This window comes from Acinetobacter sp. SH20PTE14 (assembly GCF_021391555.1).
In the GTDB taxonomy this organism is placed as follows: domain Bacteria; phylum Pseudomonadota; class Gammaproteobacteria; order Pseudomonadales; family Moraxellaceae; genus Acinetobacter; species Acinetobacter amyesii.
In genome coordinates this window covers 2,561,114-2,587,243 of the sequence record NZ_CP090067.1, presented here as the reverse complement: position 1 = coordinate 2,587,243, position 26,130 = coordinate 2,561,114, and the positions used below count along the sequence as shown (strand labels likewise).

20 protein-coding genes and 1 pseudogene are annotated in these 26,130 nt (G+C 37.6%); 16 read left to right on the top strand and 5 right to left on the bottom strand.

Features of this window, described 5'->3' with window-relative positions; all coding sequences use genetic code 11:
• Positions 1-163: 163 nt before the first annotated feature.
• Positions 164-868 (bottom strand): hypothetical protein, encoded by a 705-nt coding sequence (locus LXF01_RS12670; protein WP_180115498.1) that lies wholly within the window; start codon positions 866-868, stop codon positions 164-166.
• Positions 869-1,078: 210 nt separating this feature from the next.
• Here LXF01_RS12670 and LXF01_RS12665 point away from each other — a divergent pair, with 210 nt between their 5' ends.
• The 3 genes from LXF01_RS12665 (at position 1,079) to LXF01_RS12655 (ending at position 4,978) form a co-directional block, all read left to right on the top strand.
• Positions 1,079-2,725 (top strand): hypothetical protein, encoded by a 1,647-nt coding sequence (locus LXF01_RS12665; RefSeq protein ID WP_180115497.1) that lies wholly within the window; start codon positions 1,079-1,081, stop codon positions 2,723-2,725.
• 239 nt (positions 2,726-2,964) lie between these two features.
• Positions 2,965-3,960, top strand: a complete 996-nt coding sequence (locus LXF01_RS12660; RefSeq protein WP_233944487.1) for an inovirus-type Gp2 protein — start codon at positions 2,965-2,967, stop codon at positions 3,958-3,960.
• Positions 3,961-4,018: 58 nt separating this feature from the next.
• The gene (locus LXF01_RS12655; RefSeq protein ID WP_233944486.1) at positions 4,019-4,978 is read left to right on the top strand and encodes a hypothetical protein; all 960 of its coding nucleotides are present in this window, start codon (positions 4,019-4,021) and stop codon (positions 4,976-4,978) included.
• 255 nt (positions 4,979-5,233) lie between these two features.
• Here the strand turns inward: LXF01_RS12655 and LXF01_RS12650 are convergent, their stop codons facing one another.
• Entirely contained in the window at positions 5,234-5,458 is a 225-nt protein-coding gene (locus LXF01_RS12650; RefSeq protein WP_233944485.1) for a hypothetical protein, read from the bottom strand.
• Positions 5,459-6,196: 738 nt separating this feature from the next.
• Here LXF01_RS12650 and LXF01_RS12645 point away from each other — a divergent pair.
• The 9 genes and pseudogenes from LXF01_RS12645 to LXF01_RS12605 form a co-directional block, all read left to right on the top strand.
• The gene (locus LXF01_RS12645; protein ID WP_233944484.1) at positions 6,197-6,496 is read left to right on the top strand and encodes a hypothetical protein; all 300 of its coding nucleotides are present in this window, start codon (positions 6,197-6,199) and stop codon (positions 6,494-6,496) included.
• 99 nt (positions 6,497-6,595) lie between these two features.
• Positions 6,596-7,348: a hypothetical protein gene (locus LXF01_RS12640; protein ID WP_233944483.1), complete on the top strand. Its 753-nt coding sequence runs from the start codon at positions 6,596-6,598 to the stop codon at positions 7,346-7,348.
• Between the two features lie 147 nt (positions 7,349-7,495).
• A complete protein-coding gene (locus LXF01_RS12635; protein WP_233944482.1) occupies positions 7,496-7,864 on the top strand; it encodes a hypothetical protein in 369 nt (122 codons plus the stop codon).
• Between the two features lie 96 nt (positions 7,865-7,960).
• Complete coding sequence (locus LXF01_RS12630; protein WP_233944481.1) at positions 7,961-8,308, top strand: hypothetical protein; 348 nt, start codon at positions 7,961-7,963, stop codon at positions 8,306-8,308.
• Positions 8,309-8,387: 79 nt separating this feature from the next.
• On the top strand, positions 8,388-9,434 hold the full coding sequence (locus tag LXF01_RS12625; protein WP_233944480.1) for a DUF932 domain-containing protein: 1,047 nt from the start codon (positions 8,388-8,390) through the stop codon (positions 9,432-9,434).
• A 152-nt stretch (positions 9,435-9,586) separates the two neighbouring features.
• Positions 9,587-10,630, top strand: coding sequence for a YqaJ viral recombinase family nuclease (locus LXF01_RS12620; protein ID WP_233944479.1), 1,044 nt, complete (start codon positions 9,587-9,589; stop codon positions 10,628-10,630).
• Between the two features lie 113 nt (positions 10,631-10,743).
• The gene (locus tag LXF01_RS12615; RefSeq protein ID WP_233944478.1) at positions 10,744-11,637 is read left to right on the top strand and encodes a recombination directionality factor; all 894 of its coding nucleotides are present in this window, start codon (positions 10,744-10,746) and stop codon (positions 11,635-11,637) included.
• A 92-nt stretch (positions 11,638-11,729) separates the two neighbouring features.
• Positions 11,730-11,960: a helix-turn-helix transcriptional regulator gene (locus LXF01_RS12610; RefSeq protein ID WP_086213506.1), complete on the top strand. Its 231-nt coding sequence runs from the start codon at positions 11,730-11,732 to the stop codon at positions 11,958-11,960.
• A gap of 143 nt (positions 11,961-12,103) precedes the next feature.
• Positions 12,104-12,568, top strand: a pseudogene (locus tag LXF01_RS12605) (HNH endonuclease domain-containing protein); the annotation flags it as partial.
• 59 nt (positions 12,569-12,627) lie between these two features.
• On the opposite strand, the gene LXF01_RS12600 reads toward LXF01_RS12605, so the two are convergent.
• Both LXF01_RS12600 and LXF01_RS12595 read right to left on the bottom strand, forming a co-directional pair.
• Positions 12,628-13,245, bottom strand: coding sequence for a hypothetical protein (locus tag LXF01_RS12600; RefSeq protein WP_120374435.1), 618 nt, complete (start codon positions 13,243-13,245; stop codon positions 12,628-12,630).
• The gene (locus LXF01_RS12595; protein WP_233944477.1) at positions 13,242-14,246 is read right to left on the bottom strand and encodes a hypothetical protein; all 1,005 of its coding nucleotides are present in this window, start codon (positions 14,244-14,246) and stop codon (positions 13,242-13,244) included. The genes LXF01_RS12600 and LXF01_RS12595 overlap by 4 nt, the downstream gene beginning before the upstream one ends.
• Positions 14,247-14,443: 197 nt before the next feature.
• On the opposite strand from LXF01_RS12595, the gene LXF01_RS12590 reads away from it, so the two are divergent.
• The 3 genes from LXF01_RS12590 to LXF01_RS12580 all read left to right on the top strand — a co-directional run bounded on the left by LXF01_RS12590 (position 14,444) and on the right by LXF01_RS12580 (position 21,715).
• The gene (locus LXF01_RS12590) at positions 14,444-17,206 is read left to right on the top strand and encodes a type I restriction-modification system subunit M (RefSeq protein WP_233944476.1); all 2,763 of its coding nucleotides are present in this window, start codon (positions 14,444-14,446) and stop codon (positions 17,204-17,206) included.
• Position 17,207: 1 nt separating this feature from the next.
• A complete protein-coding gene (locus LXF01_RS12585) occupies positions 17,208-18,500 on the top strand; it encodes a restriction endonuclease subunit S (RefSeq protein ID WP_233944475.1) in 1,293 nt (430 codons plus the stop codon).
• A gap of 74 nt (positions 18,501-18,574) precedes the next feature.
• Positions 18,575-21,715: a type I restriction endonuclease subunit R gene (locus LXF01_RS12580; RefSeq protein ID WP_233944474.1), complete on the top strand. Its 3,141-nt coding sequence runs from the start codon at positions 18,575-18,577 to the stop codon at positions 21,713-21,715.
• Between the two features lie 30 nt (positions 21,716-21,745).
• On the opposite strand, the gene LXF01_RS12575 is transcribed toward LXF01_RS12580, so the two are convergent.
• Entirely contained in the window at positions 21,746-22,579 is an 834-nt protein-coding gene (locus LXF01_RS12575) for a TIGR02391 family protein (RefSeq protein WP_233944473.1), read from the bottom strand.
• Positions 22,580-22,945: 366 nt separating this feature from the next.
• Between LXF01_RS12575 and LXF01_RS12570 the strand changes: the two genes are divergently transcribed.
• Positions 22,946-26,119, top strand: coding sequence for a type VI secretion system Vgr family protein (locus LXF01_RS12570; protein WP_180183973.1), 3,174 nt, complete (start codon positions 22,946-22,948; stop codon positions 26,117-26,119).
• The last annotated feature ends 11 nt before the right edge of the window (positions 26,120-26,130 follow it).

Here is a 26,130-nt window from a genome sequence, read left to right as displayed (position 1 = left end):
CACAAGGAGAAAAATCTAGATCAAATTTAACCTGACAGACACAATAAAAAACGGGTAACTGTCAGATTAGGTTTGAGCTAATACAGCTAAGTGTAATTTAGTGCCCATTAAAATAAGAATGTAACTAACAAGAATATATAAAAGCGCTAGTTTCTACTACTTTTCAATCTAAGTAGGTTCTTAAATTATTTCTTATTTCAAATTTATACTTTTCAACAGTCTCATCATCAATTATAGGTCGGTTAAAATTAACTCCGTTCTTTTGTAAAGTCTCTTTAAAGAAGTCATTTAAAATATATGCTCTGGCTAAGAGGTCGTCTAATGCATCAATGCGAATACGTAAATTTTGTGTATCTTTTAGGGCTTGTGCACATAAGTTTTTATTATTTTCCAATTCATTTTTTAAGTTTTGAACACGAATAGTTGATTGGTCTATTTTTTTAAAGTGTTCATTTTGTAGTTCTTGGTTCTGTTTATTGCTGACTAGATATTCAATGACAATCTCTTCACGATCAAAGTGGTTTTTTTCTTTAAATTTAGATAAAAAATTCGCAGTTTTACGGTCTAGATAATATTGCTTCTTAACTTTGTCTTTGTCTTTGTCTTTTTTCTTAAAAGTGCGGAATTTAGCTTTTAATTTTTCATAGCAGCTTTGCGTGATTCGAACTTGTGTGCCATTCCTCAGCATCCCAAGATTAAAAATTCCTGTCTTAAATTGAGGGTAGTTATTGAAATTTGGAATGTAGCCTTGCTGGGGATCTTTGATAACTAGACCTATCGGATTTTCCGATTCGTTTTTCAAGAATTCTGCTTTAAGTAGACTATCTTCTAAACACCAATCTTTTAAATAAATTTGAGGACGGCCCATATTGGCTCCATTTTTATATCCGATAAATCGATTTTTAATCATTAAGTAAATGATTAAAACGATATTTAATTAATTATGTTAATAAACATTATATATTAAATTAAACTAATTGTTATTTAATTTTTAATAGTTGTTTTTATGAAAAAATCCAAGAATAAGCTAAATAGACAGGGGGAACTAAGATCAATTTCAATACTTATGCTAAGGCAGATGGAAACTACTTTATCTCCAATAGATCGGATAATTTATCTAAGATTATTGGTCTGTTATGGAGGTCGTAAAATTTTAATATCGGATCTGAAGGCTTTGGCTGAAGACGTGAAAGTGAATTGGTTAACATTAAAAAAAACATTGGATGTATTGGTTGAAAAAGGGTTATGCGAACGGGCAGAAGAAAAAGTTATAAAACTGAATAAAGTACTTCTACCGAGACAAGTAGGTTATCAATGGGGGGGAAAACCATCTGACCAGTTGATTGTTGCTTTAGATAAAGCAAAAGATAGTGATCAATCTGCATTAGAGTTAAAAGAGAAAAAATTGGGTAAACAAAGTATAAAAAAAATGAGGTTAAAAAAAACTGCTTCTGAGCTTGTAGCTAGTCATCCACGACATGATTTTTTGGAAGTTTTATTTGGTTTAATGTTTGATGTCAAAATTAGCCATAAGCAAAAAAATGCTAATGAGTTGTTGGAACTCAATTATAAGCAGTGGCTTGTTTTAGTGAACATGGTGCTGTCTAGTGATTCTAATGGGATCATTTTTGATGTCGGAACTTATGAATTATCTAAATGGACTGGAATGAGCCGTAATGCATTGCAAAGAGCAATTGCTGATTTATTTGACATGGGGATTCTTCGCTCCAAACTAGATGGAACATTGAATAATAATTTACTTAATTCTGTTGCTCCGGTGTATTGCTTAAATCTCTCAGCCTCCATTTGGAGTAAAAAGAGGATATTTGGACATTATTACTTTTTGAAATTACCCAATGAATATACATCTGTCGTAGAGCAAGCTTTTAATTTTATACAGTATCTGGCTGCATTTGATCAAGCAAACAAAGCATCACACCCTTGCGATAGTGTTGTGAAAGAGCTTGCCAAAGTATCCGATGAAACTAATTATCAAATTATTCAAAGCAAACTGAGCTATGAGATTCGAGAAGAGTTTAATTTTGTGAGTAAATTCGAAAAGAATTTTGGTCAGTATATACAACTTATTTTACCCAGCTTCCGCATGGGGAAATCATCATTGAACACTGATCAATCGAATGTTACTAGAATTGATTTCTTACTTAACTATTTACTTCAGATAAAAATTTCAAATTTAGATCAAGCACAAGTGTGGGGGAATTCACCAATGCCAAGATCATTACTAGATTGGTTTGATAGGAATTTAACTAAAATTACATTACCTGAAGTTAAATCTCAGCTAACTTCCTGTGAAGAAAACACTCAGGTTATACAAATTCCACTGAAGCAGCTAGTTGAAGAATCAAGAGCAAAAATCTTATATGCCATAAGCCAAACCCTATTACGTAGCGAAATGATGCTTATCATCAAAGATGTGTGCAAGTTAGTAAGTTCAAAAGTATATTTTGATCTTGTGGGATTACCATTACAAAAAGCAAGCCTTTGTGACCGAGTTTATTTTTGTCGATATGGTGCTGAAGAGTTAAAGCAAAATACTGAACAAGATGCTTTTCATATACTTGAGTTAGAGCGAATTTCAGTTGATCCTGTTGAGTATGCACTTAAAAGCAAAGAGTTGGACCTAAGCTTAGCGGATCAGAAGCTGTATGGACTGTTCAATCCTAAAAAAATAAAAGCTAATTTCTGCCTTAACTCTCGTAAATAGATATTTGAGTAAAATTGCAAGAATTTTGTGAGAGCGAAAAGTACACTACCTTATATACAGATTAGTTTTGTTCCAGTTGGTTTGTAGACCAAGTCGGTAAATAATATTATTAATTAATAAACTAATTATAAATTTATTTACTTATACAGATCATAGATATCAACAGTGTAGATCACACATACATAATAAATAACTGTAACTCCTTAGTTATGCATCAAAAATAACTAAGGAATCTTCAGATGTTGCAATACGATCTCTCTCATCAAGCAGCTGTAATGAATGCAGTGACTAACTTTGTTGATTACTTATTGAATATTGAGCTATGTGATACATCGTTCATTTATCACCTGTGCAAATTGATTCCTGCATTTAAGGTTTTTGACCAGGCGGATATTGAATACTGTACTTTGATTGGCGCGTTTAAAGAAATGGTGCGCTTAGTTGACGCTAGTCGAGGTGATTTAGGGATTAACGAATATCTGACACAGTTACGATATAGAGAAGTATCTAATCTTCGAAATCAGTTGAGACGTCATAGGTCTCTATACCTAGATGAAATTCGAATGTTTGAAGGGCAGGAAACTGATAACCAAAAGAGTTTTCTAGCTTATGTGCAGAGGATTCTTAAAGATCATTATAAAGTCTTGATTGTGCGTGTTGATTTGGGATATTTAAAAGTATCTATGTCAAATATTACGGTGCAGGATTTCTATAACCATATTGAGTCAGTGCGTAATTTATTGAAAGATAAGAATGGCTGTTTTAAGCATCTTTTGGGTTATGGGCTGGCATTAGAGCAGGGTGTTACAAAAGGCTACCATGCACATTTAATGCTGATCTACAACGGTTCTGAGCGTTGTAAGGATTGGTACTTGGCTGATGAAGTGATTCAAAAGTGGCAAAAGATCACTCAAGGCTTAGGTTACGGACTAAATAACAATACCCCTGAAAAGAAAAAACAATACGCTGATCGAGGCTTATTAGGGATAGGCATGATTCATCGTTATCAGTCTTTAGAAGAGCGGAATGCTTTGAATGTTGCCCGTTATCTCACTCAGCCTGAAAAGTTCATGCAGAGGATGTTGATTAAGCCATCGAATAAAAGAACTTTCTTTAAAGGAATTTACCGCGAGCATGGTCGTAAGTACAAGATCAATCATCCAATATCAGCAGAAGTAGGAATTTGGTCTGAACAAGATGTAGATGATTTATTGGATGAGCCAATCGTCATTTAACTGTAAAAAAATATGGAGTGGACAGTTCTATGAAAAATATCACTTTATAGGACTCTCCATGGACATTACCTACATTGAACACCAGACTGCACCACGTTTAGAGCAAGATATACACAACTTCTTTACTCAAGTGCGATTTGGTTCACCCATCCCGCCCATGACTCATGATGAACATATTCAGAAAATCATTGAACAAACGGCTCAAGTATTACTAGAGTACTTTCGAGAGTGGAATGAGCTGATGTTTCATCATCGAGATTCAGATTGCAGTTTCTGGGTGACACAATTCAGAAACGCCTATTTTACCGTCTTACAGCAAATCGATTCGCGTCAGCATTATTTTAATCCAACAGCCAAACATACTGCGAAATGGCTAGCTGAGTATATTTTAAGTAAATTGAAACTGTTATTTGTAACTACTGGTTTCCATGAGACTTTAAATCAAACTAATGAGCAATACGAGAAGAGAGTTAATCATTTACGTGACCTTTATTGTGAAGTCAGCAAATTGAGCGTAGATGCGCCTGATTTAAAATTTTATCTGAGTTATCCAGCAGGTACTGAACTGTTGCTATCAGTCGATCAGGTAATTCAATCATTTAGAGAATTTGAAAAGAAGTTAACATTCCTGCCATGGTTTCGCTCACAAGTGATATTTAGTTATTATCACTTAATTCGCGACACAACTCGAAACTGTTACGTGATTAGATTCTACCTCACCTTTCAAACAGTCTTGTATTCTGATGATATTGACTATTCAATTGATCTTCTAAGACTGTGGCAAGATGTTACGTACGGTATGGGTATTTTATTTGACATTCCAGATGAAGAAGTACAGAAACCACAGGGTAATCCCTTTGGATATAACCCAGATGGGCTTTTGAACTTTCCTGAGCCTAAAAATCCATTGGATGATCTTAGTGACTTACCTGATACGCTGACGAGCGTAAATGAGCAGATGAATAAGATATGTATCACAACACGTGGTTTTAAAATCTTCAATGGCAAGAAACGGTGATTGGGGCTCATCCAAGTCAATGAAAATAGATAGATCTCTGTATTCAATCTAGTGGATAGATGGGACTTTCGATACGTACAGTATTGAACTTAGGCTTATGTACCACTATTTATTCCCATAATTCCTAATTTAACGTAATGGAATGCCAGTTTTCCTTAGCTGATTAAGTTAACCGGTGATCGGGTGGGAAGTATGTAGGATTAGTCACAAGATCAGTGAACGTAGCATGATCACAAATTGAGATAAAACACAAAGCTATGAATGAGATTTTTGCCCCATCAGTTGTAATGCCAGCGCATAAGCAAAATCCGGAGACATTGATTCTGCAATGAAGAATGCTTGAGGTGGGGTAAAGTCTAAGATTAGCTTACAGTAAAGGGTTTCTTTGCCTGTTTGCTTATCAATGTATCTAAATGAATCCTGCGAGTGTGAATATTCGAGCCCATACAGTGGACCTCCAATACACGTCAAACTCTGCATATACAGATTCCTTTAATAAAGCTAAACACCATTATAATTGAGTATGTTGTCTAATTCATGTTGAGATTGAAGCCTCAGTTGAAGTTTAGATGATATTGATTATTCAATAGTCATTCTGAATCAGAAGTATAGCGAAAACACTCAATTGATTATTCTAGTAAAAATACAACGTTGACACTTTAAATCCTGCCAATTATCCTTGACCTGCTGGCCCATATGGTCAGTCGGTTTTGACAGACCGTTTACCCAAAGCACACGAAAAAGTCTCTCTTTTTTGTGGGCATCCCTACGTGCCCCCTCTGCGGCGGAACGGGAGGGGGACATCTTCGGATGTGCTGATCTTTTTGGGTATCAGTCTGTCAACCCTCTTTCGTTTCGCCACCATTATTTGACAGTAATGTGGTGAAACTTCTTTATACCCAAAGGAGTCCGCCATGCGTACTACATTATTAAATTCTCATTCTCTTTTTTACCCCAGTACTCTCTGTGGCGTTGTCTTCGCAAGATAGAACCGCATTTTAAAAATTTAGCAATTGGGGGACGCTCAGTAAAGGCGCTTGTTCCTTTATTGGCCTGCACATCTGAATTATTTTATCGCTGATTTGTAGATCAACTCATTCTACGCAACAGTTACATCAGAAGAAAAGGCAGAACTCCAAGAAGAACATCAAACCGCTATAAGTCCAGCTTTGCGATTGCTGAGAGGCACTTATGGACAAAGAAAGAGAATGATGCACGATGACAACAAAATTAAAGTATCTGTCTTTATGTATTTTATTGATGGGACTGGGCGCCTGCTCTAGTAAAGATCAGCCTGAAAGTGATCCTGCTGTAGAAGAGCAAACAACAGAAAGCAAAGAAGCTTTGCAGAGTGTTACTGAAACATCAGTCGTGATTGTACCGAAAGCGGAAATCAGTCCTGATCAAAGTTGGGAGAAAATAGACAGTGATGTACTGCGAAGTAATTTGATTTACTTTTACCCTGAAAAAATGAATGTGCTCCATTACAAAGAACCGAGCAAGCTTGAGAATGATTGATTCTTCCCCGACAATCATGAATTTATCAAGAAACAATTACATTTAGATAAGAGTCAGCTTCTTGTTATTGGAATGCCGGGGCATAACTTAGACAACAATATGTTAGTCGATTTGAGTAATGATGAATATTTCAAATATGCTAACAATCTCGCCATAAACTATATACGTGCCTTACAAGTACCAAAGGTTAAACCCAAACAGGAATTTGAAAAAACACAGCATTATGAGGAACGAGTTAAGCAAGCTCAGCAAAATTCCCTAAATAATGTAATCGACTATGATGTTGAATTATTGGAAAGAGTGTTGAATTATATTGCTCCTGATATTACTTCAATCGGAAGCGAAAGCGCTTACCAATATAATGCTGATAAAGAGTTAATGACAATTAACTTTAAACAGAAAAGCCGATATGTTTCCTCTGTGGTTAAATCAGAACTAATCATCAAGGTTCCGCCTGATTTAGCAAAGACTCTCGCAGAAAACTTTGGACAACTTAACATCGGCTATGTATTTACACCCAAAAATAACACCTTGAATTTGGATGGGATATTTTTTTATTTAGTACGTTATGGCAATCCTGATCAGCAGAACTATACCTCTAGATTGTATCTCTCCCCAATCATTAAGCCGAATACATTTAAGCAAAAAAGTGCGGTCAATGTATTCTGGAAAAACAATGATGCTGTTGAGGAAATTGACACAATACCTTTTAAAGACGTGCTGACATCACCGATATGGAAATTTAAGTTTGGCCTAGAAAACTATTTATCTCCAGAATCATTATTACAAAAATACGTTAAGCCAGAAATTCCTAAAGAACCTGATGAGCTTCAGTATTTGGGTCATGGGTGAAAATGAAAAATTTGTATTTTAGTGCTTTTTAAAAATAAAGAAATTTCAAATACATATTACCCAGATGTAATGGCTTTCTCTTCTCAATGCCAATTGACGGGAAAGTATATATCTACATTTGAATACACGATTTAGGAAAAATTTATAATGAACAACTTATTTAAAAATCTGAGCTTTGCTGTATTGGCATGTATATCTGTACTGACTTTACAAGGCTGCAGTTCAAGTCTTGATCCTGATATGTTTTCAGTAGAGTTAAATGAAGCGGGTTTGTACTCGTGGAGTACTCCAGTGATTTCCATTCGTTCTAATACAGCTGAACCGATAGAGGTGACGAATGTCATAGTCAATAACGGACAGTGCGGCTTTATCGGTCATGATCGAAGATTTAACTTTCCATTGCATTTTCAGATGGGGCAACTTGCTAGATTAAGAATCACTAAATGCAGCTTTGCCAATGTGGTACAGGTGGATATTGAAACCACTGAAGGAACGGTAAGTTATAGCTTTAACTAGCGAGCTCATTTGTTAAGACAGTAAAATCAACGAATCAAAAAGCCGAGTCCATGAAGGACTCGGCTTTTTTTATGTCTAAACTTTAAGGAAATAAAGATGAATTTAATTATTTGTCCTGCATGTGGCGGTGACCAAATTGAAAGGGTCGGCCTTCAACTTTCTACATCCATTGAATTTCAGCAGCCAAGATCTTTAAAGCCGCCTATTCAAAATCTGATTCAGAACGTTGTGAATTATGCCGCGATGGGTGCATCTAGCGCTCGACTGATTAAGGGGCAGCGTACGATGATTTATGTATTTGGGGCTTTAATCGGTGGGGCAGTTGGCTGTGCAGCCTGCATCTTGAAACACATCCACGAGCAGCATTCCGAAACCCTGATGAAAGATGAATCTCAGCCGCAAGTACATCACCATTGTTTGGAGTGCGGACACTACTTTAACTAGATTTGATGGAATTTAGACGGTAGTTGTTTTTAATCCCCCTAATTTGAATAGTCAGTAAAAATTAAAAGGAAATAAGTATATGGCACATTTAATTGAAAAAATGGCTTATGTCGGCGAAACCCCTTGGCACGGTCTTGGCAATCAACTGTCGCAAAATCAGCCGATTGAAGTCTGGGCGAAACAGGCAGGCATGGATTGGCGTATTGAATCATCCAATGTCAGCTACATGGCGCAAAACGAACGCGGGCAAAGCATCATCATGCCTTTCGAGGAACAGCGTGTACTTTACCGCTCGGATACCCATGCACCATTATCCGTGGTCAGTCAGCGTTATCAGGAAGTCCAGCCTGCAGAGGTGTTAGAGTTCTACCGAGATCTCACTGAACAATCAGGTTTTGAGCTAGAAACAGCTGGGGTACTCAAAGGCGGAAAAAAATTCTGGGCTTTGGCTAAAACCGGGCAGACAGCAGCACTCAAAGGTAAAGATGTCAGTAATGGCTATATCTTATTGGCTACGGGCTGTGATGGAACACTAGCGACAACTGCACAGTTCACTTCAATCCGTGTGGTGTGCAATAACACCTTAGCGATTGCGTTAAAAGGACAGAACAGCAGTGCAGGTGTGGTCAAAGTCCCGCACAGCACTCGTTTTGATGCCCAAAAGATTAAACAGCAGTTGGGAATTTCTGTCCGGGCATGGGATGAACATATGTATGAAATGAAACAGCTCAGCCAGCGTAAAGTCACTCAAAGTGAGGCAGCAGCTTATTTTGATGCCGTGTTTAACAATAGTAGCTTGAGTCCGAATGAGCAGGACGAAGGTATTATTCAGTTTTACCGCAATGTCGCTACCCAAGCTAATTCAGCCCCTAAAGCTGAAAACAAGACTGAGCCGAATGGACGTGCCATGTCGAAAGTCATGACCATGTTTAATGGTCATGGCCGTGGGGCAGAACTGAGTTCAGCTAAAGATACCGCTTATGGTTTGCTATGCAGTATTACAGAATTTGCCGATCATGAACGCCGGGCTATGAGTCAAGATCACCGACTCGATTCAGCATGGTTTGGCGCAGGTGCTGGGTTGAAGCAGCGTGGGCTCGAACAGGCGCTGCGAATGCTTGCTTAAGATCAATAGTTCTCCTTTTTATAAATTAACCTAAATATTACAGAACAAGGCCAAATATTTTTCTTCACTTATGAATCAAATACCAAGCTCTTAAAGCCGTGTCTTTAGGCACGGCTTTTTTATGCCCAAAATTTAAATTAGAGGAATTAACAATGAATCGTTTATCAAATCTACCTGCAGCATCTGCACAGCCTAAAGTATTCCGTGCTCCTAAAAATTTTACCGCAAAACGTTTTATGGCGACTAAAAATATGACTCAGGCCGAATGGCTGGAAGTGCGAAGGCAAGGCATCGGCAGCAGTGACTGCGCAGCAGCCTGTGGGCTCAACCCTTATATGTCGATGCTGGAATTGTGGATGATCAAGACTGGAAGGATCAAGCAATCGATTGAAGATGAAAGCGAAGGCCATGCTCCGCTGTATTGGGGCAAGCGTTTAGAGCCCTTAGTGGCTGAGTATTACAGCATGCATACCAACTATAAAGTCCGCCGCGTCAATGCTGTGCTGCAGCATCCTGATCCAGACAAGCATTTCATGTTAGCAAACTTAGATTACTCTGTAGTGGGTGACGCAGATGTGCAGGTTCTAGAATGTAAAACCGCAGGGGAATATGGTGCTAAGCTTTGGCGGGATGGTGTGCCTCTATATGTACTGTGTCAGGTCCAGCATCAACTGGCTGTGACGGGGAAGAAGGCAGCACATATCTGTGTGCTGATCTGCGGACATGAAACCCGCATATTTAAAGTGACCCGTTCAGAATCGGTGATTCAGCATATCGTGAATGCTGAGCGTTACTTCTGGGAGTGCGTGGAAAAGGATACACCGCCTGATGCAGATGCTAGTGAATCGGCCGCTAAAGCTTTGCAATTACTGTATCCAGAGCATGTACCGCTAAGTACGACCGATCTCTCGTTAGATGATCAAGCCAACCAACAGTTTGAGCAGCTGATTCAAGCACGCAATCAAATTGAAAAGCACCAAGAGCAATTCGATCTACTGAAGCACCAGCTGCAGGCCAAGATGCAGGAGGCTGAGCGCGCAACCTTCAAAGCAGGTTCAGTCACGTGGAAAAAGGCCAAAGACTCGATTAGCTTAGATAGCAAAGCACTACTTAAAAAGCACCCTGAATATCTGAACCAATTTCCGCAAAGTAAATCTGGCACAAGACGCTTCAATATTTATCCAGATGGTGAATGAGATGAAATCAATCTTTTGCTATTCGCAAGCAAATCAATTTAAGGACATAACGATCCCATGCCAAACAGCATGGGATTTTTTATGCCGATTTCATTGTTAAAAAGAGGAATATCATGATTAAAGGCTTAGCAATCACACCGCCTATTTTAGGGCGAATCAGCATTGGCCGAATGGTGGAAAAGAATGGCAAGCGTCTGCCTGAAAAGGATGACCAATTCACCATTACCAGTCAAATCCAAAGTAAAGATAGTGGTTGGATCAAACATCCGTTAGATGAACAGCTGCGGGCTAAAGCATCCAATCAAAAACTCCGCTCAATACCTGTACGGATGATCTTCAATGATCCTGAGCTGAATCTGCGTGCAGAGTACAGCTTATTTGATCGTCAAACAGGACGACCCGTTTGTGTGGGTAATGGTGAAACCTGCCAGCGCTTGACTAGTCAAGGTGTAGAGCAGCATCTTTGTCCATCCCCTGATTTATGTTCAATGGCTCAAGGTGGACACTGCAAGCCTTACGGTCGACTACATGTCAATTTAGATGAGTCGGATGAGCTTGGTACTTTTATATTTAGAACCACTGGTTTTAACAGTATAAGGACCTTGGCTGCACGTCTGAGCTACTACCATGCAGCATCGAATGGATTACTTTCATGTTTACCGCTGCAACTCACCCTTCGGGGTAAATCTACAACCCAAAGTTACCGCCAGCCTGTGTATTACGTAGATTTAACTTTACGTGAGGGCGTTGATTTAAAGTCAGCAATACAGACTGCTAAAGAAATTGATCAACAGAGTAAATCTAGTGGTTTTAATCAGGAAGCTTTAGATCATAAGGCGAGGCAGGGCTATGCTAACGCAGTTTTTGAAATGGATTCAGGTGATGGATTAGAGGTTATTGAAGAGTTTTATCCATCTGAAGGAGGCAGCGATGATGCTCAACAAAAGAAAACCACAAGCTTGAATTTACAGAAGGAGTTACAGCGTTCTGTTCAAACTTTGAATTGAATGATTGTTTAGGTTTAAGGAGATTAAATTTTTACGGAGCTGCATATCATTTGAGCGAATAACCGCTCGCATGAATGATTAGGAGTAAACTCATGAATGCGTTTGTTGGTCAAACTTTTCAAATGAATCAACTCATCAGTATTAAGCAGGTTGTAGAAATTGTAGGTGTTGCACGTTCTACTATCTATGAAATGATGGATGAAAACTCACCGTATTACGATCCGACTTTTCCAAAGAAAGTTAAAATTACGCAAAACCGTATCGGTTGGTCAGCTTATGAGATCCATCAGTGGATTGAAAATAAGTTGGCGAGTCGAGAATAAGGGATGCTTTGCTCCCTTATTTTTTTATTTTTTTGTAGACTAAGATTAGTTTTAGCCTAAGTACTAAGAATGAAAACAATAGATTATTACAATCAACATGCGGATGAGTTTGCACAAGCATCGTTAAACGTTGATATGGAAAGATAGACTACATCCGTAAGAACAGTAGTAATGCACCGATTTTGAATCAGTTACCTAACCTTGAACAATTCATGTTTGAGCCAAGTCGTAACCAATTAAATGCAGTGGCAAATATCTTAGTTGAGTTACAAGATTGCAAATGTTTCTACTGCAATAAATCGATGCGGAAAGGTCGTTATGCCGTCGATCATTTTATTCCATGGTCAATGTATCCATCAGATACAGGGCATAACTTTGTGTTGGCTGATTCAAGCTGTAATTCTAAGAAGAGTAATTTGCTTGCGTCAGATGAGTTTTTGCATAAATGGCAGGAACGGAATGAAGAACAGGATCTGATCATTGTTGATCGGATCTCAGTGCTTGGTTTTCTGACAGATAAGGAGCGGTCGCATAAAGTGGCGGAGTGGGCTTATGCACAGGGAAAAGAAAATAATTACTTGATGTGGTTTTGGGGATCAATTGATTGAAGTTAATATGCATAGTCGATAATCATAAGGTGTAACCCCTTACTCCTATCAGGATATATTTAATGGTCTTTATTGGAATCAGATTTAATATTTATCAACCAGTGCAAAGTTGTAGCAACTGAATTATAAATATTGAAAATAAATGAGCTAAGTTCGCAAAATAGAAAAGTAGTACCAGCTACTAAGAATGTAAGAACTAAATAGTTAGTGTATTTATAGATGTCCCTTAGGGTATCTATTTTAAAAGTATCGCTTCCTAAACTTAAATTTAGGTCTTTAAGAAAATATATAATAAACAATAAGAAGCTGAATATTATAAAATAAATGAATACTCTAATAAATGTAAAATGAACTTTCTTAAAAAAAATTAGCTTAGATTTGTTATCAGTGTATTCAATCATTTTTTTTTGTAAATCTAAGGGAGTTATTGTACAAAATATTGTATATCCAGCTACTAAAAAACCTAATGTTGCAAATAATGATGAAAACAAGAAAGAAACCAACTCGTTAATTTTAGTGTAACTTGTTTCAATGCTTACATCATTAATTATAAGGATGAAGAAAAAGAATAGGCCGAGTAGGATTGGGAAAAACTTATTAAAATTTGACAAAGGTATAGCTTTGGATTTTTTATAGATCTCACGAATATTTTTTTCTTCCAATAATCCGTTCATCATTCGGTCTCATTCTGATGGATTGTCATAACCTTATTTGTATCAATAGTATTTAGAATTTCTTGGGTTTCCGCATCTGTTTGTTTGACTTTAATTTCTTTGGACTGAATAAGTTTTGTAAAGGCTGAAAACATATGTACAACGGTAGCAAAAATATTATTTTGAACGACATCAATAGTTGTTTGAATTTTAACATCTTCATTGTCAATTTTTAATTTTTTTCCAGTGGCGTCAGTACCAAGAAGTATAATATTTTGGTTGCCTTGTATAGTTGCTTTATTAGCTTCTTTCGCAATAACTTTTTGGTTTAAACCTTTGTTATTAGTAATTTCAAATTTTCCTTGACCTCCGGCTTCATCTGAAGTTTCTTGCATTTGACGGAACATATCCTCTCCATCAATTTCAGAATTACGATCATTGAGAATAAATGTAACTTTTTTCAACTTATTGAATAAGTATATATTCTCATTTAAAGTTTTTTGGTTGGTCAGCGGAGTCAGTGTCAGCTCAACAATTGGGAATTCTTTTAAAAAGGGATTTCTTTCTTCTTTCGGTAAACTATCTTTATAATTAATTTGTTCATTTCTTAAAAAATATGACAATGTACTTCTAAAATTTTCTGGAGTTGGAGCATATTTCGTTTCAGCAGCATAAAGTAATCTATGGTTGTTTAAAATTAAAGCAAAAATCGCAGAAGGTGCCGAATCAAGTTTTTTCTTATCTTTTACTAGTTTTCCATCTGCATCACGATACTGTTCACGTTCAAGTTTGGTCTGTTTAACAAATCGGCCAACTAAAGCAAGCGTATCCTTTTCTCCTAGGATATCATCTCCTAGATTTACCAATGAAACTTCATCAAAATAGAAATTACTTTTGCCAGCTTTTCGATTTTTGTTTTTGAAAAATGAAGGCTCCACAACTTCTTTATATAAGTCTAATAAATTGTGATCCCCAAATTTACATACTAAATTTGCTATTTCTAAGTTTTTTTCTAAAGTTGCCATATGGTGATTATCATTTAAGTTAAATGCATGAAAATATTATATTAAATTTGATGAAAGATAAAACACTTTAAAATTTTAAATATTTCTTATTTGACGGTTCTTATTGAGAATACCCCCCAAATCAACGAGAATACAGGCATCATAAGCCTTCTGGTCATTAAAGGCTTTAACCTTATTTAAGAACTGTAGACAACCCTATGAACAAGCAACAACTCGCTTCCAAAATCTGGGAATCAGCCAATAAAATGCGCTCAAAGATTGAGGCAAATGAATACAAAGACTATATCTTAGGGTTCATGTTCTACAAATTCTTGTCTGATAAAGAACAAAGCTTTTTAGAAGCCAATGATTTTGCACAATCAGATATTGAAGCACTGACAGAAGAAGATGCTGAAACCGTAGAATTTATTAAAAATGGTATCGGTTATTTCATTGCTTATGATGACCTGTTCTCAACATGGCTCAATAAAGGCTTAGACTTTACCGTTGCTGATGTCCGTGATGCTCTATCCGCTTTCTCACGTCACATTCATAGCTCTCACAAAAAAGTGTTTGATGGCATTTTTAAGACATTAGAGACAGGTCTGAGCAAGCTTGGCGATAACTCAAATAGCCAGACCAAAGCGATCAGTGATTTGTTGCAACTGATTAAAGTGATTCCAATGAACAACAAGCAAGACTATGACGTGCTTGGCTTCATTTATGAATACTTAATTGGCTCTTTTGCTGCGAATGCAGGTAAAAAAGCAGGTGAGTTCTATACACCGCATGAAGTTTCAGTTCTCATGTCTGAAATTATTGCACAGCATTTAAAAGATCAACCTGAAATCAAAATTTACGATCCAACAAGTGGTTCGGGGTCATTACTGATTAATATTGGTAGTTCTGTGGCGAAGCATGTGAATGATGCCAATAAAATCAAATACTACGCACAAGAGTTAAAGGAAAACACCTATAACTTAACCCGTATGAACTTAGTCATGCGCGGAATCTTGCCTGCCAATATTGTGGCGAGAAATGCCGATACTTTAGAAGATGACTGGCCATTTTTTGAAGACAATGATCCTATCAATACTTACGAACCACTTTATGTAGATGCAGTGGTATCAAATCCACCATATTCACAAGCCTGGGATCCTGCAAATAAAGATGCAGATCCTCGATATAAAGAATTTGGTTTAGCCCCTAAAACTAAGGCAGATTACGCATTCTTATTACATGATTTATACCATTTAAAACCAAATGGTATTATGGCCATTGTGTTGCCACATGGCGTGTTGTTCCGTGGCGGTGAAGAAGAGCGTATCCGTACTAATTTGATTAAGAAGAACCATATTGATGCGATTATTGGTTTACCTGCCAATATTTTCTTTGGTACAGGTATTCCAACGGTCATTATTATTTTAAAACAACAACGTCCAACTACAGACGTGTTGATTGTTGATGCATCTAAAGGCTTTGTGAAGCTCGGTAAAAACAACCATCTTCAAGCATCGAATATTAAGAAAATTGTCGATGCTGTGATTGAGCGTAAAAATGTTGAGCAGTTCTCACGTGTGGTGACACAAAAAGAAATTCATGATCAAGGTTATAACCTAAATATTCCTCGTTATGTGGACTCTTCAGCAACGGCTGAAACATGGGATATCTATGCCACGATGTTTGGTGGTATTCCGAAAAAAGAAATTGATGCACATGCTGCATATTGGAAGGCATTCCCACAGTTACGCCAAGACTTATTTACCGACAGCGATACGCCTTATGTGAATTTGGCGACGACAGAAATTAGCCAAGCGATTCACAGCCATCAAGATGTGAAGGGCTTTGTAACTCAGTTTAATACCGCATTTGCTGATTTTAAGGATTACTTAAAAGGCGAACTCATTGGAAAAATGCAAAGCTTGAATATTGCCCAGCAAGAGGATGTTTTAAGTAAGGATATCTTTAAGCGTTTAGCTGATATTCCACTGGTGGATAAATATCAGGCTTACCAAGCTTTAGATGACCAATGGCAAGGTATTGCAGGTGATTTGGAGATTATTCAATCTGAAGGTTTGGATGCTGGCAAAATTGTTAATCCAAATATCGTGATTAAAAAGAAAGATGGTAAAGAGCATGAAGTACAAGAAGGTTGGGTAGGCTATGTATTGCCATTTGATCTTGTACAGCAGCGCTTATTGTCTGAGGAATTGGACGCATTAAAAGCCAAAGAGCGTGAACTTGCAGAAGCCAGTGCAGAGATTGAGTCTTTGATGGAGTCTTTATCTGAAGAAGATAAAGAGCAGTTGTTAAATGAGGCTAATGATGCCTTTGTACCTGCCGAAATTGCTAAAGCCTTAAAGCAAGCTTATGCCGAAATTGAAACACCTGAAATTGTGGCACTCAATGAATATCTTGAGTTTTTAGGGACAGACCCTAAACCGAAAAAGCCTCAAAAAGAGCAGTTTGTAAAAGACCATGCAGAAGTGAAATGGTCAAACATTGAAGCCAATAAAGATGGCACTTATGCAGCACCAAAAGTTAAAGCGTATTTAAAGCAATTACGTTCAGGCTTTAGTTTTGAAGTAGGAAGCCTAGAAGCAACTTTGGTACAGGTGGATGAATTACTTGCACAAGAGAAAGAGTTAAAAGCGCAGATTAGTAAAGAAGAAACTGTACTGCATCTTTTAACTAAAACCACCATTGAAGCTTTAGAAGAAGCTCAAGTGAAAGCGTTGTTAGAAGCGAAGTGGGTTGAACCGATTGTTTCTGCGATTTTGGCGTTGCCGAATGAGGTGATTGAGCATTTGACCGATACGGTACAGGCTTTAGCAGATAAGTATGCAGTGACCTATACAGAAACCACGCAGAAACTGACCGAAGCAGAACATAGCCTTGCGAACTTGATTGATGAGTTAACAGGTGATGAGTTTGATATGCAAGGCTTGGCACAGTTTCAAACATTGTTAAAAGGGGTGTAATGTGGAAAAGCAAAAATGCCCTGAATTAAGATTTGAAGGTTTTGATGATGGTTGGCAAGAAAAAGCTTTGAATGAAATATTTATTCCATTGCCAAATAATACGCTTTCAAGAGCGGATTTGAATTATGACAATGGAGATATCAAAAACATTCATTATGGGGATATTCTTGTAAAATATACAGCTGTGCTGGATTACAAGAAAGACAAGATACCATTTATTACAGAGGGAAAAATTTCCGACTTTAAAAGCCAATTTTTACGGGATGGTGATGTTATCTTTGCTGATACGGCAGAGGATGAAAGTGCTGGAAAAGCAATCGAAATAAATGGAGTAGACGATAATTATATTGTATCTGGTCTGCATACTATGGCATATCGTCCGAGAATAAAATTATCACCTTATTACTTGGGGCATTATCTCAATTCAAATGCTTATCACCATCAACTTTTGTCATTGATGCAAGGTATTAAAGTACTATCTGTTAGTCGGACTAATATTGCTAAGACGATTGTTAAATATCCTGCTTCTGAAAAAGAACAAGCTCAAATAGGTGAACTTTTCCAGAACCTCGACCAATCTATTGCTTTACATGAAAAGAAACTTGCTCAAACGCAAAACTTTAAACAAGCGATGTTGGAAAAAATGTTTCCAAAACAGGGAGGCAAGCGTCCTGAAATTCGTTTAAAAGGTTTTAGTAGGGATTGGCATAGCTCAAAATTATCAGATTATATTTCGATTAAGCATGGTTTTGCATTTAATGGTGAGTTTTTTAGCGATAAAGAAACCGATTATTGCTTATTAACGCCGGGTAACTTTATGATTGGTGGTGGATTTAAAGCTGAAAAATTTATCTATTATAAGGGTGAAGTTCCTAAAAATTATATCCTTAAGGAAAATGATCTTATTGTAACTATGACTGACTTAAGTAAAGAAAGTGATACTTTAGGTTTACCTGCATTATTACCATCAATTGCAGGAAAAACCTTACTTCATAATCAGCGATTAGGATTCATTATTTTTGAAAATTTAGAGTTAGAAAAAGAGTTTCTATTCTACCTATTGCAGACCAAATCCTACCATAAATATATCGTACTATCAGCAACAGGTACGACAGTAAAACATACTTCTCCAAGTAAAATTTTAGGATTTACTTGTAAAATTCCAGAGCCAACTGAACAGAAAAAAATAGGTGAATTCTTCCAAAAAATTGATGAAAAAATCAATTTACATCAGCAACAGCTCCAAACCTTAAAAAATCTAAAACAAGCATTTTTAGAAAAAATGTTTGTTTAATCATTGCAATATCCCCCTTTATTTAAAGGGGATTTTTAAAATTTAAATACTGACTTTATAAAACCAAATTTGATATGACTTTTAAAAGCGAAACAGAATTTGAACAAGCACTCATTAACCTCCTTTTACAAAAAGGTTGGCAAGATGTCATTAAAAACCCAACTGAACAGGATCTGATTGATAACTGGGCAGAGATTCTTTTCCAAAATAACCGCGAAATTGATCGACTCAATAATCAGCCACTCACCGATGGGGAAATGGCTCAGATTATTGAACAGATCAATACGCTACGTACGCCTTTTGCACTCAATGGATTTATTAACGGTAAAACCGTATCCATTAAACGTGACAATCCAAACGATGAACTACATTTGGGTAAAGATGTCAGCTTAACCATTTACGACCGTCAAGAGATCGCAGCAGGAAAAAGCCGTTACCAAATTGCGCAACAACCGAAATTCCCAACCAAATCAAAAATTTTAAATGACCGTCGTGGCGACTTGATGCTCCTTATTAACGGTATGCCAGTTTTTCATATCGAGATGAAACGCTCAGGTGTACCCGTCAGTCAGGCAGCGCATCAAATCGAAAACTATGCACGTTCGGGTATCTTCACAGGTTTGTTTGCACTGGTACAAATCTTCGTAGCAATGAACCCAGAAGAAACATGGTACTTTGCCAACCCGGGACCTGAGGGCACTTTTAACTCAGATTTCTATTTTAATTGGGCAGACTTCAACAACGAACCAATTAACCAATGGAAAGAAATTGCGGGCACATTGCTGTCTATTCCAATGGCACATCAGCTGATTGGATTTTATACCATTGCAGATAAAACCGATGGTATTTTAAAAGTTATGCGCAGTTATCAGTACTTTGCTGTACGTGCCATTTCAGATCGTGTCGCTCGAATTGAGTGGGATGGTCGAGATCGTTTAGGTGGGTATATTTGGCATACCACTGGATCTGGTAAAACCATGACCAGTTTTAAAGCTGCCCATTTAATTGCGACCTCCAAAGATGCAGATAAAGTCATCTTTTTGATGGATCGTATTGAGTTAGGTGTACAGTCACTTGAGCAATATAACAACTTTTCTGAGATTGAAGACTTTGTGCAAGCGACTGAAAACACACATGCCTTGGTCAGTAAACTCAAAAGTACGGCTACTAATGAAATCTTGATTGTAAGCTCAATTCAAAAAATGAGTAATATCAAAGATGAAGATGGTGGTTTAAATGCACATGATATTGAACTGATCAATAAAAAACGGATTGTCATCATTGTAGATGAAGCACATCGCTCTACCTTTGGTGAAATGCTGATGGCCATTAAAGACACCTTCCCACAAGCGGTGTTCTTTGGTTTTACAGGTACACCTATTCAGGAAGAAAATGAAAAAAATATGAATACCACTGCAACTGTATTTGGGAATGAATTGCACCGTTACAGTATTGCAGATGGTATTCGAGATAAAAACGTTTTAGGTTTTGACCCTTATTTAGTTTCAACCTATAAAGATTCTAAGTTACGTGAAGCTGTTGCACTTGATGAGGCTAAAGCCAATACGGTAAAAGAAGCCTTAGATGATCCTGAGAAAAAAGCAGTTTATCAGCGATTTATGGATAGCAAGCAAGTAGCAATGGCAGGACATACGGATAAGACGGGTAAATACATCAAAGGGATCGAGGATTATCTGCCAACGTCACAGTATCATCGTACAGAGCATCGCAATAAAGTTGTTGAAGATATCAAAGATAATTGGGTGCAGTACAGCCAAAATAATAAATTCCATGCCATGTTTGCGACCAGTAGTATTCCTGAAGCAATTGAGTACTATCGACTGGTTAAAAAGGCGATGCCAAAGCTCAAAGTCACAGCCTTGTTTGATCCAAATATCGATAACACAGGCAATGCTGCTTTTAAAGAGGAAGGTCTGGTCGAAATCATTGAGGATTATAATGCACTTTATGGTATGGAATTTACTTTAGCCAACCATGCCAAAATGAAAACCGATATAGCGGATCGTTTGTCACATAAAGAAACTTATAAGCGTATTGAACATACGCCGGAAAAACAGCTTGATCTGTTAATTGTAGTGGATCAAATGCTGACAGGTTTCGACTCAAAATGGGTCAATACACTGTATTTGGATAAGGTGTTAGAATATGCGAATCTGATTCAAGCCTTCTCACGTACCAACCGCTTGTTTGGCAAAGATAAGCCATTTGGCATTATTCGTTATTATCGTCGTCCGCATACCATGAAGCGTAATATCGACGCTGCGGTAAAATTATATTCGGGTGATAAGCCATTGGCTTTATTTGTCGATAAATTGCCAAGCAATTTAAAAAACATCAATGACATCTTCGAAAAAATTGATAGCGTATTTAAAAGTGCCCATGTGTCTAATTTTGAGAAGTTACCAGAAGATGATCAGTCCTGTGCTTTATTTGCAAAACTGTTTAAACAACTCAACGAATATCTTGAAGCGGCTAAAATACAGGGCTTTAAATGGGATAAATTGAGTTATGAATTTACTGATGAGCAGAAAAAGAAATTTACCATTCAATTAAAGTTGGATGAGCAAACCTTCTTAGTTCTGGCACTACGTTATAAAGAACTGTTCTCGAATGGTGGCAATGGTGGAGGATCAGGCGGCGGTAACATACCTTTTGAAGTGGAAGGCTATTTAACAGAAATCGATACGGATAAAATCGATTCAGATTACATGAACAGTCGTTTTGATAAATATCTAAAAGCACTGCATAACGGCGATTTAGAGCTTTCTGTTGAAGATGCGTTAAATGAATTGCATAAGAGTTTTGCAATGCTCAGTGCCGAAGAACAGAAGTTTGCTAACATCTTCTTACATGATGTACAGCGAGGTGATGCAGAACTAATCGCTGGTAAGTCATTTAGAGATTACATTACTGAGTATCAATTCCAAGCACAAGAAGATGGAATTCATGATCTTGCAGAAGCACTAGGACTCGATGAAACGAAGTTAAGACAACTCATGAATACTCAGGTCACTGTAAATAATATTAATGAGTTTGGACGTTTTGATGAACTTTTAGCTACGGTAGATAAAGTCAAAGCAAAACAGTATTTAGAAGCTAAGGATGGAGCAACCATTCCTCCCTTCAAAGTGAATATTCGAGTGGATGGAATGTTGCGAAAATTCATCTTAAGTAACGGTAAAGATTTAGCATAGTGATATAAGACAAGGCCATATGGCTTTGTCTTATTTTGATTCTATTGTTATTGCTTCAGCTTCTAGTAGGTATAACTCATTGATCAATAAAAACTCTCGGTACTGATGAATTAAGTTTTTATCTTTCTCGCGATGGGCACGAGCATTCCTGAATGCCATATATGCACCCGTAAATAAATTGATTCGACCTTTGATCTCGGCACTGTCTGGTACATCCCAAGTGAGAATGGCATTTTCACCTTGAAAGACTTGAGCAAATAGCTTGGTGCTATGCTCACGAATATCTGTACGTGTACGAATAATATCTTCAAGACGTTTATACGCTTTTGTTAAAGCAGAGTCGGGATCTTGCTTAAACAGTAACGCTAAGTCAAAAATTCTGTCATCAATAATGGAGTAGGGTAATTCTAAAGGGTAGTAACACTTTGACTTAGTATTTTGAGCTACTTCATTTTCGAAGGGATAGATATAATCATGTAGACGAATAGGACGAATGATTTTTTGCTGATAAATAAAATCGATATCCTGATCATTTAATGATGAGTTATTCAATCTATTGAGAAGCTTTGTAGGTATTAGAATTTCTTCAGTTTCAATTCTATGTTTGCTTAAAAGAGCTAATGCTTTCGCTAGGCCCTTTGGTCCTTCACCTGAATAACCAGATGTAAAGCCAGAGCGAATGACGTAATAATTTTCGGTTAGATCTTGCAGGATAAAGGCATGAGATTGTTTACTTGTCAGCAATAGAGCGTAACTTAGATCTGCATGAGTTTGGATCAAATTGTGCAGGCTTAATAGACATGTTTCTGTCATGCCTTCTTCACCTAAATAATCGACACGATAGTAATTTTCTGTTTTAAACATTTTTATAAATAGAGAATTATTGTTCGAAAAGATGATGGGGTAAATTGGGGTAAAAATCTAGTACTTCAAATTTTCTAATAGTTAGATTTCATTAAAGATTTCGGGTGAGTTCAATTGCCACCACCTCCAAATTGGAGTGGATCAATGCTTTTGGAATAAGACATTTGTCCTTCATTATTATTTTTAGAACTTAATGAGATTATTCGGTGTCCCCCCTTTATGAAATAAAAGTGTTAAAGATAATTTAGACTAAGGCCTGCAACAAAAAGAGACACAAAGTGTCGCTTAAATATAAATCAATATAGACTTAACAAGACCGAATTTAGTAAAATTGGCCACAGATTAAACCTACAAAAACTAAATAGAATGCCCAATAATATTTATACTGAATTAGAGCAACTTGGACTTACCGCACAAAAACGTGCGATACACGTACAGTTGAGTAACGGCACGCTCAACGACCAAGTCTTCCTTCAGCGTATTGAAGGCACGCATGAATTAAATAAGGGTATTCATTTACAACTCATCTGCCTTTCGACCTCAGCGAATATACCTTTAAAGCAGTTCATTGGTGCACAAACAGCAATTGATATTGTCAACGACAAATCCGAACTCAATCGTATTTCTGGTATTGTGACCAAAGCCGATATTGGTGCAAGTGATGGATCGCTCACGATTTATCGCTTAACCGTAGAGGACCCAACAGCACTCTGGAAACACCGTCGAAACTCACGCGTGTTCATGAATAAATCTGTGGTTGACGTAGTGCAAACCATCTTCTCTGAGTGGCAACAAAAAAGTCCATTATTTGCTTCAAGTCTGACATTGGATAAAAGTGGACTCACTAAAGACTACGATATTCGTCCATTCATCATGCAGATGAATGAACGGGATATAGACTTTGTTCAACGGCTTCTCGCATCTGAAGGTATTAACTGGTTAATTGATGAAGCACAACTGAAAGTCTCCAGTTCAAGTGAACAAATTCAACCCCAAAAACTCCGTTTGATTGATGATAATGCCCAGTACAAAGCTTTGGATCGACGTAATATTCGCTTCCATAGAAGCTCGGCAGTAGAACAAACTGATTCGATCACCAATTTTATTGGACGGCGTAGTATTCAACCGACTGCGGTTCACATCCAACGCTGGCAAGCTGATGCACTCGAAACCGAAGAAGGCGCAGGCTCAATACAAAGCAAACACAGCCATAGTGAAAACCAAGACAATGCAAGCCTTGGCTTAGAACAGGCATGGCACTTTTCCCCTGCATGGATACAAGACCTCAAAGGTGAAGATGGTGCAACCAAATCAGGCAATAGTCAGATTGAAAAGTTTAATGAAAACCTGAGCAACTACTACGACTCACAAGCTAAACAATTTACTGCAACCTCAACCGTGCGTGATGCACAGGTAGGTTACTGGTTTGAATTCAATGAACACCCAGAAATTGATGAACATGATGGCGCGGATAAAGAATTCCTAATTACTGCTAAGTCCTTTTATAATCAGAATAATCTTCCCAAAGACTTAACCGATCAAGTCACAGCCTTGCTTAAACAAAGTAATTGGCAACAAGTTGATATTCAAACCAATAACCAAGATGAACGTCAAGCTAACAACCTCGTATTGCAACGACGTAATATTGCCACCGTTCCTGAGTATAATCCTCTCACCCAAAGACCAACAGTACATCCCATGCGTGCCAAAGTGGTGGGTTTAAGTGGAGAAGAAATTCATGTCGATGAATGGGGACGCATCAAAGTTCGATTTCTATTCACCCGAAATGAAGATAATACTCATGATGGTGGTGCAGGCTCAAACGACAATGACACCGATTCCGCTTGGGTCGATGTACTGACGCCATGGGCAGGTGAAGGCTATGGAGCAAGATTCCTACCTCGTGTGAATGAGATTGTTGTCATCGACTTCTTTGATGGCAATATTGACCGCCCTTTTGTCATCGGACGTATTCACGAAGCACAACGTAGTCCAACCAAATTCGATAGCAAAGGCAAACTACCTGATACCAAAAAACTGGCAGGTATTCGTTCTAAAGAAGTCAAAGGTGAAGGCTTTGGGCAACTACGCTTTGATGACACTACAGGACAAATCAGCACCCAACTGCAAAGCAGTCACGGTGCAACACAACTTAATTTAGGTAAGTTGAGTCATCCTAAAGACAAAGCTGAAAGCGAAGATCGTGGTGAAGGTTTTGAACTGCGTACGGATCAATGGGGTGCAGTCCGTGCAGGGCAAGGTTTACTTGTAAGTACCTATAAACAAGACCAAGCCAAAGGTGAACATCTTGATGCTGAAATTGCCAAGAAACAACTGGAAGGCAGTCAGACCAACAGCAAGGCTTTAAGTGACATTGCCAAAAACCAAAAAACCGATGAAATCGAATCAGTTGAACAACTGAAAGAATTTGCTGAACAGCTTGAACAAAAGATCGCGAAATTTAAAAAAGCGGTACTTTTACTCAGTTCACCTGATGGTATTGCATTGAGCACACCTGAAGATATTCATCTCTCTGCGGATGCACAGATCAACCAGATTGCAGGCGATAGTATCAACTTCAGTACGCAAAAGAACTGGATAGCACAAGCACAAAATAAGCTCAGCTTATTTGCTGCGCAAGGTGGGATCAAAGCTGTAGCTGCACAAAGTAAAGTTGAAATACAAGCGCAGTCGGATGCTTTGAATGTATTGGCTAAAATGGGAATTACCATTTCTTCGACAGATGACAAAGTGGTGATTAGCAGTCCGAAAGAAGTTCAGATCACAGGTGGATCTTCTCAAATCACTTTAAATGGTTCAGGGATATTTCAGAAAACAGGTGGGAAGTTTGAAGTTAAGGCTGGACAGCATGTTTTCCAAGGTGGGGCGAGTGTTAGTGCTAAATCTAGTTTACCTCCACCGCCGAAACGTGCTCAGGGTATCTTAGAATTGATTCATGACTATACACATGGCGAGTTCGTCAAAGCTGGTGAATACACAGTTACAGATACTTTAGGTAAAGTGGTTAAGGGTAAACTTGATGACAAAGGTTTTGCCCGTGTATCTGGATTGGCTGCTGGTGCAGTTAAAATTAACTTTGAAGATGATAAACGTGATCCTTGGGATGTAGCGAGTGATTTTAAACGTGAAGTTGAGTGGCCAAATAAAAATGATCCTGATTTAGCAGAAACAGCTTCAATTTTAGAAAGTGTAAGTAGAAAAGCACAATCTGCTTTAGGTGATTTTGCTAAGCAACTCAAAGATCCTAAAAGTTTGATGAAAAATATTGAATTAGCTAAAAAAATTAAATCAGATGGTGCAAAAACGCTGCTTCCGATGATCAATAGCCAAGCTCAAGGGCTAGTTTCAGAAACAATTTCAAGTTTATTGCCGATTACACAATCAAAAGGTGGTTTGATGGCAGATATGGGGGGAGGCTTTATCGCTTCACAAACTAGTGGGTCAAACCTGACGAGTATAAGTGGTATTGCTCAAAATAACTTACCTCAGTATTTAAAAAGCCCTTTTGATAAAAATTGATAGAGAATAAA